The sequence below is a fragment of the Olleya namhaensis genome, from assembly GCF_900114005.1.
Taxonomy (GTDB): Bacteria; Bacteroidota; Bacteroidia; order Flavobacteriales; family Flavobacteriaceae; genus Olleya; species Olleya namhaensis.
Genome location: NZ_FORM01000002.1, coordinates 41549 through 54423, shown reverse-complemented (window position 1 = coordinate 54423; position 12875 = coordinate 41549). Strand labels below are relative to the sequence as shown.

The following is a 12875-nucleotide window of genomic DNA, read 5'->3' as shown; positions in this document are numbered from 1 at the left end:
GTTCTGCGTTTTAATTAATTACAAATATTTAAAATGAATAACCAAGTATATATAATTGCGAATGTCACAAATAGGGTATTCATAAAGTAACTTCCAATTTTAAAGATTGTTTTTTTCGGAATGTCATACATTGGATAATAAGCTATTTGCGTAGCTACTTTACCAACCCAATAGGCAGCAATTAGTCCTGTTAATGCGATTGCTAAATGTGTTCCGTTTTTTAAATCTGTAGGTATTAGAATTGCTATTAATCCAAAAGAGAAATTTAAACCTTGGATATAACGCCCATAAGTTTTAGCAATTTCTTGATTTAACGGTTTTAGTTGTTTAACATCATTATACCAATCAAAAACGTTATGACGGATATAGGGGTAGATTAGGGCAGTGAATATTTGGCCACAGCCTCCTAAAATTATTAACCAATTTGGAATTTGAATTGTCATGATTTTGAGATATTATAAGTTATGTATAAATGAAGACAAGCTAGGAATAAGGACACTATTGCCCACATAAATAAAACACCTAATTCTTCACCTTTTAATTGTTTAAAAAATATAATCAGAAACACTGTTAGCACTGCGTAGCTAGTAAAAAGTATTCGGTTTGTTTTAGTTAGCGTTTTAAATCTATTAATTATAATTAGGCTTATTACTATTTGTATAGTCCCTAAAATAGGTAATGCTATTATTCCGCCCCAAAAGGTTAAGCTAAGTAATATGGTTATTAAGACTGACCAATAATTGACTTGATATACGTTTTTCATATTCTTAAAATTAACCTTAGGACTCTTTTGAGATTTGGTAATTAACAAACACCAAGTACAGTCCAATACACATAGGGATTATTAATAGAAAAATAGCGTTGTAATCTTTTAGAGTTAACAGGTTTGCAAATACGACATAAGAGATAAGCCAAATTGCAATTTGTATCCAATAGTAACTTAGTAGTTTTTTGTTTGCTTTGGAGTATTGGTATGATTTAGTTTGTAGATATATTGCTATAATTAGTTGTATTATTCCTAGCACTAATTGTGCAAGTGCACCATATACTATTTCTACTAAGAATAGTAAAATGACAAATAAATAAGTGATTAGATTAAAAGATAGTAAATTTCTCATAGTTATAGTTTTTATTAAACTTTCAGAAATTATTGAAAGTTAATTATAAATTTTTTTATTTGAATAGTTTAAGTAAAGATTTAGTAATCCAGTTTTGTTTTTGATTTACCAATTTATTTATCATCACGTCCATAGTTTCGGTTAACTCATGAAGTGCTTTGGTTTGTTTAATTAATTCTTTAGTTTTTGCTGTTCCATCATCTGTAATACTAGACACATCGTTTAATACTTTTACTACAGGTTTTATTTCTCTTCTGCTGCGTTCTACTGCAATAATTCTTGCTAATTCTTGTACGTCTTTTTCAGTAGTAAAAAACTCTTTACGTTCTCCAGCAACTAATGTTTTGGTAACAATACCCCAATCCATTAATTGTCTTAGATTCATACTTGTATTACCTCTAGAGATTTTTAAATCTTCCATGATCTCTTCCATAGATAATGGTTTAGTGGATATAAAAAGAAGCGCTTGTATTTGTGCCATAGCCTTGTTTATTCCCCATAAAGAACCTAAACTTCCCCAAGTACTAATAAATTTATCTTTTGCTTCTTGATATTCCATGTTACAAATATATAACTTATTTTTAAACTTTCAGTAATTATTGAAAGTTTAATTAGTTTAATTAAAAAAGCCACTCTTAACTTTATTAAGAATGGCTTGATTTGTTTAGTTTAAATATGGATTATTTAATCAGTCCGGCACGTTTTAATAACGCTTCAGGTTTTGGTTCTTGACCTCTAAAACGTTTGTATAATACCATTGGGTTTTCTGTACCGCCTTGAGACAACACGTTGTCCTTGAATTTTTTTGCTACGTCTTTATTAAAAATACCTTCTTCTTTAAAATAGTCAAATGCGTCAGCATCTAAAACTTCCGCCCATTTATAGCTATAATACCCAGAAGAGTATCCGCCTTGAAAGATGTGTGCAAAAGCAGTGCTCATACAATTTTCTTTTACGTCAGGATATAAGTTAGTGTCTTCAAACGTTTTGTATTCGTGTGTTTTTACATCTGTAATATCAGATGGATTTATACCATGCCAGCTCATGTCTAAAAGACCAAAGCTTAACTGTCTTAAGGTTTGCATCCCTTCTTGGAACGTCGCGCTCTCTTTAATTTTTGCAACTAAATCCATAGGGATCACTTCTCCAGTTTCGTAGTGTTTTGCAAATAACTCCAAAGCTTCTTTTTCATAACACCAGTTTTCTAACACTTGACTTGGTAGCTCTACAAAATCCCAAAATACACTTGTTCCAGATAAGCTTGGGTAAGTAGTATTTGCAAGCATACCATGTAATCCATGACCAAACTCATGAAACAAAGTAGTTACTTCATTAAACGTTAATAAGGATGGTTTGCTTTTGGTTGGTTTCGTAAAGTTACAGACATTAGAGATGTGTGGTCTTTCATTAATACCATCTTTAATAAATTGAGGCTTGTAAGAAGTCATCCATGCACCATTTCGTTTTCCTGCTCTAGGGAAAAAATCAGCGTAGAATATTGAGACTAAATCATTGTTCTCATCTAGAACTTCATAGGTCATAACATCTTCATGATACTTATCTATGGTGTCAATTTTTTTAAATTGAAGTCCAAATAATTTGTTAGCCACTTGGAAAGCACCATCAATAACATTCTCTAATTTAAAGTAGGGCTTAAGTTGCTCGTCATCTAAATTAAATAGTTTTTGTTTTAATTTTTCAGAGTAGTAAGCTGAATCCCATTTTTCTAATTGATCAATAGTATCAAGTTCTTTTGCGAAATTTTCTAATTCGGCAAACTCACGTTCCGCAGCAGGCTTAGCTTTTACTAATAAGTCCTGTAAAAATGAGTTTACTTTTTCTGGCGTTTCTGCCATGCGCTCTTCTAGTACAAAGTGCGAATGCGTTTTATACCCAAGAAGATTAGCACGTTCAAAACGTAATCTTGCAATATCTAATACATTGTTTTGATTGTCTAAAGCATCATTTTTAAAACCTTTAGCTCCAGAAGCTTTTGCTAATTTTTCGCGTAGATCTCTACGGTCAGCATACGTCATAAAAGGTATGTAGCTTGGGTAGTCTAATGTTATTAGCCAACCGTCTTTGTCTTTGCTTTCTGCTAGTTGCTTGGCAGCTTCTTTTGCGCCTTCAGGTAGGCCAGAGACTTCCTCCTCTTTAGTTAGTAGCATTTCAAAAGCATTAGTTTCTGCTAATAAGTTCTCTCCAAACTTTAATTTAAGACTAGCTAACTGTTTGTCAATAGCTCTTAATTTTAGTTTTTTGTCTTCAGATAAGTTTGCACCGTTTCTGGAAAAGCTTTTGTATTTTTTATCTAATAATGTATTTTGTTCTGTTGTTATATCTAAACTGTCTTTAGAGTCAAAAACCGTTTTAACTTTTGTAAACAACGCTTGATTTAATGTAATGTCATTTCCAAACTCTGTTAGAATAGGAGAGATGTCTTGTGCTATCTTCTGAATCTCGTCATTAGTTTCAGCTGAGTTTAGATTGAAGAATATACTAGTAACACGTTCTAGTTGTTGTCCAGAAAACTCTAACGCTTCAATGGTGTTTTCAAACGTTGGGGCAGCTGTGTTATTTACTATGGCGTCAATATCTTTTTTAGCCTCTTCAATAAGTTTTAAAATGGCGGGTTTATAGTCTTTATTTTTTATAGATTCAAAAGGAGCCGTGTTGTATTTAGTATCGAAAGTATTTAGTAGTATATTCATTATAATGGTGAAATAAAATATTTGATGTTAAAATTACTGTTTTAATTGCGTTTTAATTATATAAATGTCTATTTTTGCCTTGATTTTTTCCCGTGAGCTGGTTACTCACTTAAAAATTATTGATTAATAGCGATAAAAAGCCTCAGATTCTTCTGAGGCTTTTTTTTGCTTATTTTCATGTTTTTCTGCTACTCGTCTTAATATTATCTCCTTTAATCTAAAAGAAAAAATGTTTCTCAACAAATATGTTGTTATTTTAATAAAAGTGACATTTTTGTATCTGTTTTTTTGATATGTGTTTTATACACATTGACTAGAAAAATAATAGCGATGGAAGCCTCAAATTTATTTTGGGGCTTTTTTATTTTATTTAATTTTCGCTTTTAAACGTTTATTTTTGCATTTTACCGAAAACGTTGAAAAATTGACTTGTTAATTGTCAAAACAGAAGGATTAAGAAGACCTTTGATATAAGTTTTTTTGGTGTGGGTTTATTTACCTCATATATAAAAAGATTAATAGCGATTGAAAACCCCAACCTAGTTGGGGTTTTCTGTTTTTAGCTATTTAATATCTTTTGCAGCTTGTTCTACTTTTAATTTTAAACCCTCTTTATAAGCAATAACTTGATCCAATACCGCTGGATCAGAAGCTCCAATAATTTGAGTAGCTAGTATACCTGCGTTTTTTGCTCCGTTTAGAGCCACTGTGGCTACAGGAACACCTCCTGGCATTTGAAGTATGGATAATACTGAGTCCCACCCGTCAATAGAGTTGCTGCTTTTTACAGGGACACCAATAATTGGTAAAGGACTTAATGAAGCTACCATGCCTGGTAAATGTGCTGCACCTCCAGCTCCTGCAATAATTACCTTAATACCTCTTTTATGAGCATTTTTACTAAAGTCAAATAATTTTTCTGGAGTACGATGTGCCGAAACAATATCAACTTCAATTTCAATTTTAAATTCTTTTAAAATATCTATAGCGTCTTGCATGACTGGCATATCGCTATTGCTTCCCATTATTACTGCTACTTTGTTCATTGTGTTATAAACTTATTACTTTAATACTCTTTTTTACTTCTTCAGCAATTTGACGTGCTGTACTTAGATCTTGATCCACAATAGTAACATGTCCCATTTTTCTAAAAGGACGTGTTTCTTTTTTACCATAAATATGCGGTGTAACTCCATCCATAGCCATTATAGACTCTATGTTTTTATAATGTACTTGCCCTGTATAACCTTCTGCTCCAACTAAATTAACCATGACACTAGCAACTTTATTATCCGTCTTACCAAGTGGTAAGCCTAAAATAGCACGTATGTGCTGTTCAAATTGAGAGGTGTAACTAGCCTCTATAGTTTGGTGCCCAGAATTATGTGGTCTTGGAGCAACTTCGTTAATTAATATTTTATCGTCTTCCGTTTGAAATAACTCTACTGCTAATACACCAACATGGTCAAAAGCTTGAGATGCTTTTAGTGCAACTTCTTGTGCTTTTTTAGCGACGTCTTCACTAATTCTTGCAGGACAAATAACGTATTCTACTTGATTAGCTTCTGGATGAAATTCCATCTCTACCACAGGGTAGGTTTTTGTTTCTCCGGTAGCGCTTCTTGATACAATAACTGCTAATTCGTTTTTAAAAGGTATTAATTGCTCTGCTATACATTCGCCTTTAGGCAAATCTTTTAAATCCGCAAGAGAGCGTACTATTTTTACACCATTACCATCATAACCAAATTGTGCTGCTTTCCAAACAAATGGTAAGGTTACGCCTCCATTATCAATAGCGTCTTCAATTTCTGACGCATAAGCAAATCTGCTAAATGGTGCTGTTGGTAAATTATGATCTTGGTAAAATAATTTTTGAGTCGCTTTATTTTGGATACGACGTAATGTTTTTGATGATGGATATACTTTTGTTCCTTCGTTTTCTAGTTTTTCTAGAGCAGCAACATTAACATTCTCAATTTCGATAGTTAAGACATCCACCTGTTTACCAAATTTATAAACGGTATCAAAATCCATTAAATCACCTTGTTCAAAAACGTTGCAAGCCATGCGACTTGGCGCTTCATTACTTGGGTCTAAAACATAAGTTTGTATATCAAATTTTCTTGTATTATAAAGCAGCATTTTGCCTAATTGGCCACCACCTAAAATACCTAATTTAAAGTCTGAAGAAAAATAATTCATTAGTGATAAAACGTGTTAGCTACAAAAATACATTTTAAAACCAAAACAGTGCCTAAAAATCGAATTCAAATATCTGTAAAGCAGTCACAAATGCGTATATTTGCGCTTTAAATTTATAAAATGCAAACTATTACGCTTCACGACAAACAGTTTAAGCCATTTATTTCTGAAACAGAATTAGATGATGCAGTAACAAGAATGGCTAATCAAGTGGCTAACGATTTAGGAGACGAAGTGCCAGTGTTTATTGGGATTTTAAACGGATCGTTTATGTTGGTTAGTGATTTTGTAAAAAAATATCCAAAACCTTGTGAGGTTACATTTATTAAATTAGCGTCTTATGAAGGTGTGAAATCTACAGAAGATATTCAGCGCTTAATAGGTTTAACACAAGATTTGACCGGACGTACCGTAGTTATTTTAGAGGATATTATAGATACTGGTAACACGTTGGTTGAAGTACACCGCATTTTTGAAAACGAAAACGTAAAACAATTATTAATAGCAACCTTATTTTATAAGCCAGAAGCTTACAAAAAAGATTTTAAGTTGCATTATGTTGGTATAGAAATACCTAATAAATTTATTGTAGGCTACGGATTAGACTATGATGGATTAGGAAGGGACTTACCAGCAGTATATCAATTAAAAACCACACAACACATGACTAATTTAGTGCTATTTGGACCTCCAGGTGCAGGAAAAGGAACTCAAGCAAATTTTTTAAAAGAGAAGTATGATTTAGTACACATATCTACAGGAGATGTCTTTAGATATAATATCAAAAATCAGACGGCTTTAGGAACATTAGCTAAATCTTACATGGATAAAGGACATTTAGTGCCAGACCAAGTTACTATCGATATGTTAGAAGCAGAGGTAGAACGTAATGCTGGGGCTAAAGGGTTTATTTTTGATGGTTTTCCAAGAAACGAAACACAGGCTAAAGCATTAGATAAAATAATGACTGCTAAAGATTCTGAAGTTAGCGCAATGGTTGCTTTGGAAGTTGAAGATGAGGTATTAGTACAACGTTTATTAGAACGTGGGAAAACTAGTGGAAGAAAAGATGACTCTGACGAGTCTATTATTAGAAATAGAATTAAAGTTTATTATAACGAAACTGCAATTTTAAAAGACTACTACGCAGCACAAAATAAATATTTTGGAGTAGATGGTATTGGTAGTATTGAAGATATTACTAAACGCTTAAACACTGTAATTGACAAATTGTAATACAAACATGTTTGTTTGAGTTAATAAGTATAAGTGAAAACTTTTAGCTGTTAACGTTTTAACTTTTTAACTAAATTATGACTGAGGGAAATTTTGTAGACTACGTAAAAATGCACGTCTCTTCTGGTAACGGAGGAAAAGGATCTGTGCATTTACATCGCGAAAAATTTATTACAAAAGGTGGACCAGATGGAGGAGATGGTGGACGTGGAGGACACGTTATATTAAGAGGAAACTCTAACCTTTGGACACTATTGCATCTAAAATTTAAAAGGCATATTAGAGCAGGACATGGTGGACATGGAAGTAAAAGTAGAAGTTCTGGAGAAGACGGTCAAGATATGTACGCAGATGTACCATTAGGTACTGTTGTAAGAGATACTGAAACTGACGAAATCCTTTTTGAAATTACTGAAGAAGGAGAAGAGCGTATTGTGGCTCAAGGAGGTAAAGGAGGTCTAGGAAACTGGAATTTTAAAACACCTACTAATCAAACACCACGTTACGCGCAACCTGGTATTCCGTTAGAAGAACGTTTTATAACCTTAGAACTTAAAGTTTTAGCAGATGTTGGTTTAGTTGGTTTTCCAAATGCAGGAAAATCTACATTACTATCTGTAGTAACTTCAGCTAAACCAAAAATTGCTGATTATGAGTTTACGACACTAAAACCTAACTTAGGAATTGTAAAATACAGAGATTTTCAAACCTTTGTAATGGCAGATATCCCAGGGATTATTGAAGGAGCAGCAGAAGGAAAAGGATTAGGATACTACTTTTTACGTCATATAGAACGTAACTCTATCTTACTATTTTTAATACCGGCAGATGCACCAGATATTAATGCTCAGTATGAGATCTTGTTAGATGAATTAAGACGTTATAATCCGGAAATGTTAGATAAGGATCGCATGATTGCTATCTCTAAGTCAGACATGTTGGATGATGAGCTTAAAGCTGAAATGAAAGAAGAATTAGATAAAGTATTACCAATACCTTATCAGTTTATATCAAGTGTAGCACAACAAGGGTTAACTGAGTTGAAAGATTCGCTTTGGAAAATGCTTAACTAAGTATTCAATTATTATAAAAAAAAAGCTTCCTATTGGGAAGCTTTTTTTGTGTTTATAGAATTTGTCATTCTGCGCTACGATACGATACAGAATCTATATTATACAATATTAATAATTACTTTAAAATCTAGCATTAATCCAATCTGACATTATTTTTAAAACAACAGGAGAGAAGGTTTCTTCGTTTGTAAAATATTCATTTAAAAGCCCTGTTTTAGCTGTTTGAAATAAGTGATTATATCCTTCTAATTGTTTTATAGTGACATCCTTATTATTTGCAGTTTTAAGATGTTTTTCAATTTCAGGCAAGTTAATTTCAGGTAACACTTGTACATCTTTTGATCCGTTTAAAACAAGAATAGGACAGTTGGTTTTCTCTAAATAAGGCTTAGGGTCTAGTTTTATAAACGCTTGCAACCAAGGATTAGAAAGTTGTGTTTTTAATTGATTAATAGTATAATCATTAACATATACTTTAAAAGGGCTATCCTCCGTTTCTAATTTGACTTTAAATTCTTTTAAAGCATTTTCGATAGCTATTTTTTGTTTTTCAACCTCAGTTTCAGAAAACATAGCTTGGTATGCAATAGTGGTTAATTGATTATTAAAAGCAATACCTTCATCCGTAGCTCCTTGTAGTTTTGCTATCTTTTTACTTTGCGATTGTAGTATTTTTTGACCATTAACTCCAGGTCCTGCAAGCATAATAATGTAGGCAACATTAGGATTTGTAGAAGCAACGATAGGTGCTATTAGCCCACCTTCGCTATGGCCTATTAACCCAATTTTTGAAGCGTCAATATCTGTTCTAGATTTCAAGTAGTTTATACCCGCTTCTACATCCTTGGCTAAATCAAAAGTGGTTGCTTTACTAAAATCACCTTCGGACTTAGCAGTACCACGTTCGTCAAAGCGTAGCACAGCAATACCTTGATTGGTTAAGTAGTCCGCTATAACCCAAAACGATTTATGAGCCATCATGGTACAATCTCTATCATGTGCGCCAGAACCATTTATTAATATAACAACTGGCGGTTGTTTTATATTTTTTGGTTTTGTTAATGTGCCAGCTAACGTTATACTATCCGCGTCTTTATTTACAAACGTGACGTCTTCAATTATATAATCAAATGGTCCTTTTGGTGTTTGTGGCTTTTCGGTTTGTGCAAAAGATATCGTGTAAATAAACAACGTTAATAAGGATATTACTTTTTTTAAAGGCTTCATATTAATGGATTTACTTGATATTTCCGTTTATCATTATTAGTTGACCGCTCATCATAATTTCAATTTTAAAAGCAGATTCTGGATATATCTTTATAAAAACAAATGTAACAATTTACTGTAATTGATTACTAATAAGGTAACTACTAATAATAAAAAGCAACCATCATGAAAAAACCAAACACAAAATTAGTATTAAGTATTTTAGCTTTACTGCTATCTATTAGCACATTTGCTCAAGATATTTCTGGATCTTGGAAAGGGACATTGACTGCGCAAGGTCAAGATATTCCTTTATTATTTAATGTAAAAAACGATAGTGGTATTTTATCATCTACAATGGATAGTCCGGCACAAGGTGCAACGGGGATTCCTATGGATAAAACCATTTTTGAAGATAACCAATTAACCATCACTTTTACACAAGGCGGTATTAAATATGTTGGTGTTTTAGATAAAGAAGCTATTAATGGAATATTTTATCAAGGCGGGATGGAGTTTCCTTTAAATCTAACAAAAACCATAAAAACAAAACCAGGCGATGTGTCTTTGCCATCTTCTAAAGATGCTTTAGATAAGTTGTCTGCTTTTGATAATGGAACATATAAATATTCTGCTGAAGATTATTTTGAAGATCCAGCAACTAGCTCTTTTCAATTTTCGCCTAAAGGAAATTACTTTTCATACAGAGAGAAAGACGCTAATGGGAAAAACCATGTGTATGTAAAAAATACTAAAACTGATAAGATAACACTTGCCATAGAAGAAGGTGAGGAGTTAATTAGAGGTTATGGTTGGGCTAATGATAATAGATTAGTTTATGTAAAAGATAATGGGGGTAACGAAAACTATCAACTGTTTGCTGCTAATATTGATGGAAGTAATCCAAAAGCATTAACACCGTTTGATGATGTGCAAGTTAATTTTTCTAACCTTTTAGAGGATCAGCCAGATCATGTTATTATTATGATGAATAAAGATAATAAGCAAATATTTGAGCCTTACAAAATCAATATTGTAACGGGAGATATGGAAAAACTATTTGAAAATAAAGACGCAACTTCACCTATTGCGGGGTATGAATTTGATAAAGATGGTAATTTAAGAGGCTATACAAAACAGCAAAATGGAGTGGAGTATGTGTTAAATTACAGAACAGAAGCTGATCAACCTTTTAATGAAGTGGTAACTACTAATTGGAAAGATTCTTTTTCTATAGTAGCTTTTAATTATAATACACCTTATAAGCATGATGCTTTTGTATTAACCAATTTAGAGAGTAACACAAGTGAATTGGTTTTATACGATTTAGCAAAAAAAGAAATAATAGAAAAGGTGTATAGTAATCCTACGTTTGATGTAGGCGGTGTTAGTCGTTCTAAAAAAAGAGGGTATGAAGTGGATTACTATTTTTATACAGGAGAAAAAACACATATTGTACCGGTAAGTGATTATTACAAAAAGCTAGATAAAAAATTCAAAAGGGAATTTGGAGATAAAGTGTTCTCTATTGTGGATAAAACTGAAGACGAGGATAAATATTTGATAATTATACAGACAGATAAGCTTTATGGAACATACTATACTTATGACGTGAAAAGTGACACGTTTACAAAGCTATTGGATTTAATGCCACAACTGCATGAGGAAGATATGGCAAATGAGACCTATTAACTTTATATCTCGAGATGGTTTAAAAGTCTATGGTTACATCACAATACCAAATAATATTAAAAAGGGACAAAGAGTGCCATTAATTGTAAATCCTCACGGAGGACCTTATGGTGTTAGAGACTATTGGGGTTTTAATCCAGAAACGCAATTGTTTGCAAGTAGAGGGTATGCTACTTTACAAGTTAATTATAGAGGCTCTGGTGGGTATGGAAAAGAATTCTTTTTAAAAGGAAATAAGCAAATTGGGAGAAAAATGCTTAACGATTTAGAAGATGCAGTAGCTTATGCTAAAACCTTAGATTTTATTGATGGCAATAAAACCGCTATTTATGGCGCAAGTTACGGCGGATTGGCAACTTTAGGTAGCCTTGTTAAAACTCCAGATTTATATACTTGTGGGATAGATTATGTAGGTGTTAGTAATCTGTTTACCTTTTTTGAGTCTTTTCCAGAATATTGGAAACCTTACATGCCACAATTTAATGAGCAGTGGTATAATACAGAGGATGAAAATGATCAAAAGATTATGACAGAAGTGTCTCCTGCTTTACACGTCGATAAAATTACTAAACCATTATTTGTAATTCAAGGTGCTAATGATCCAAGAGTTAATATAGACGAATCTGATCAAGTTGTAAAAAGTATGAGAGCTAGAAATATAGAGGTGCCTTATATGGTAAAGTATGATGAAGGACATGGCTTTTCTCATGAAGAAAATAGAGTAGCATTGTACAAAGCGATGTTAGGTTTTTTTGCACAACATTTAAAGTAATCCAGCCAAAACCAATCAAAACCAACCAATCAATTAGTTAGTAAAAGGCCTTTTAAGCGTAATCTTAAAAGGTTTTTTTATGACTTAAAACCTCTTGTTCCCGCTTAGCATAATCTATTTACCACTCGTCATATTATCACTTTTAAATGCCTAATGTGGCTGTATATTTATACTATCAATAAAAAACGAGTAGTAATTATTAATCAAAAACAACAGTGTTATGATCAATCTAGTAAAAGCAGTCGTTCAATTAATCATTGACGTCGTTTTAAATTAAAACTAATAATTAACCTAAAACCAATACACCATGACAACATCAAAAACAAACAGAACAGACCTTTTTCAAGACCAATTAAAAAATTTCAAAGCATTATTAAGTGGCTCAAAAATGGCAGAAGTATCTTCTATAATTTTAGCTATATTCTCAGTAGGGGCTGCTTTTATATCTCGAAATAATTTAGAGCAGGCAATTCCATTGCTATTGGGAGCATTGGCACAAATAATTTATACCATTAAATATTTGCAAACAAATAATATAAAACAAAAATCATATACACAAACCTCTTTAAATAGTGGTGTCTTAAAGTTTAAACAATACATATTAAAACGTGAAAAATACGAAATGCCTGTTATGGCTTTCTATATGATAACCTTGGTGCCTTTTGCGTTAAGATATAAGTCTATAACTATTGTGATTTCTGTATGCTTAATTAGTTTAGCTGTAGTTTCCTTTTTAGGTTTTTTAGCTTTTAAGAAAGTAGATAGTAATATTGAATTATTGGAAATTACATTAAAAAATAAGCTTCAGTAATAGTAGAATAGTAATATATTACGATTGTTTAATCTAATAAGTCCTGTTATT

At 32.2% G+C, this 12875-nt stretch carries 11 protein-coding genes and 1 pseudogene; 4 read left to right on the top strand and 8 right to left on the bottom strand.

Translation table 11 applies throughout. The features are described 5' to 3' along the window. Positions 1-14: 14 nt before the first annotated feature. The 7 genes from BMZ09_RS03270 to BMZ09_RS03240 all read right to left on the bottom strand — a co-directional run bounded on the left by BMZ09_RS03270 (position 15) and on the right by BMZ09_RS03240 (position 6034). Complete coding sequence (locus BMZ09_RS03270; protein ID WP_090837468.1) at positions 15-443, bottom strand: hypothetical protein; 429 nt, start codon at positions 441-443, stop codon at positions 15-17. Continuing rightward, complete coding sequence (locus BMZ09_RS03265) at positions 440-763, bottom strand: hypothetical protein (protein WP_090837467.1); 324 nt, start codon at positions 761-763, stop codon at positions 440-442. Before BMZ09_RS03265 ends, BMZ09_RS03270 begins: the two co-directional genes overlap by 4 nt. A 16-nt stretch (positions 764-779) precedes the next feature. Continuing rightward, positions 780-1118: a hypothetical protein gene (locus tag BMZ09_RS03260; protein ID WP_090837465.1), complete on the bottom strand. Its 339-nt coding sequence runs from the start codon at positions 1116-1118 to the stop codon at positions 780-782. A 55-nt stretch (positions 1119-1173) separates the two neighbouring features. Then, on the bottom strand, positions 1174-1677 hold the full coding sequence (locus BMZ09_RS03255; protein ID WP_090837464.1) for a GbsR/MarR family transcriptional regulator: 504 nt from the start codon (positions 1675-1677) through the stop codon (positions 1174-1176). Between the two features lie 121 nt (positions 1678-1798). Then, positions 1799-3829, bottom strand: a complete 2031-nt coding sequence (locus BMZ09_RS03250) for a M3 family metallopeptidase (protein ID WP_090837462.1) — start codon at positions 3827-3829, stop codon at positions 1799-1801. A gap of 563 nt (positions 3830-4392) precedes the next feature. Next, the gene (gene purE / locus BMZ09_RS03245) at positions 4393-4875 is read right to left on the bottom strand and encodes a 5-(carboxyamino)imidazole ribonucleotide mutase (protein WP_090837461.1); all 483 of its coding nucleotides are present in this window, start codon (positions 4873-4875) and stop codon (positions 4393-4395) included. A 4-nt stretch (positions 4876-4879) separates the two neighbouring features. After that, on the bottom strand, positions 4880-6034 hold the full coding sequence (locus BMZ09_RS03240) for a 5-(carboxyamino)imidazole ribonucleotide synthase (protein WP_090837459.1): 1155 nt from the start codon (positions 6032-6034) through the stop codon (positions 4880-4882). A 120-nt stretch (positions 6035-6154) separates the two neighbouring features. Between BMZ09_RS03240 and BMZ09_RS03235 the strand changes: the two genes are divergently transcribed. Both BMZ09_RS03235 and obgE read left to right on the top strand, forming a co-directional pair. After that, complete coding sequence (locus BMZ09_RS03235; protein ID WP_090837458.1) at positions 6155-7270, top strand: adenylate kinase; 1116 nt, start codon at positions 6155-6157, stop codon at positions 7268-7270. A gap of 77 nt (positions 7271-7347) precedes the next feature. Continuing rightward, positions 7348-8343, top strand: a complete 996-nt coding sequence (obgE, locus tag BMZ09_RS03230) for a GTPase ObgE (protein ID WP_090837456.1) — start codon at positions 7348-7350, stop codon at positions 8341-8343. 120 nt (positions 8344-8463) lie between these two features. Here obgE and BMZ09_RS03225 read toward each other — a convergent pair whose 3' ends face one another. Next, a complete protein-coding gene (locus tag BMZ09_RS03225; RefSeq protein ID WP_090837454.1) occupies positions 8464-9570 on the bottom strand; it encodes an alpha/beta hydrolase family protein in 1107 nt (368 codons plus the stop codon). 165 nt (positions 9571-9735) lie between these two features. Between BMZ09_RS03225 and BMZ09_RS03220 the strand changes: the two are divergent. Together BMZ09_RS03220 and BMZ09_RS03215 are read left to right on the top strand one after the other, a co-directional pair. After that, a pseudogene (locus BMZ09_RS03220) lies at positions 9736-12013 on the top strand (prolyl oligopeptidase family serine peptidase). Between the two features lie 307 nt (positions 12014-12320). Continuing rightward, positions 12321-12824: a hypothetical protein gene (locus BMZ09_RS03215; protein WP_090837451.1), complete on the top strand. Its 504-nt coding sequence runs from the start codon at positions 12321-12323 to the stop codon at positions 12822-12824. Positions 12825-12875 lie beyond the last annotated feature (51 nt).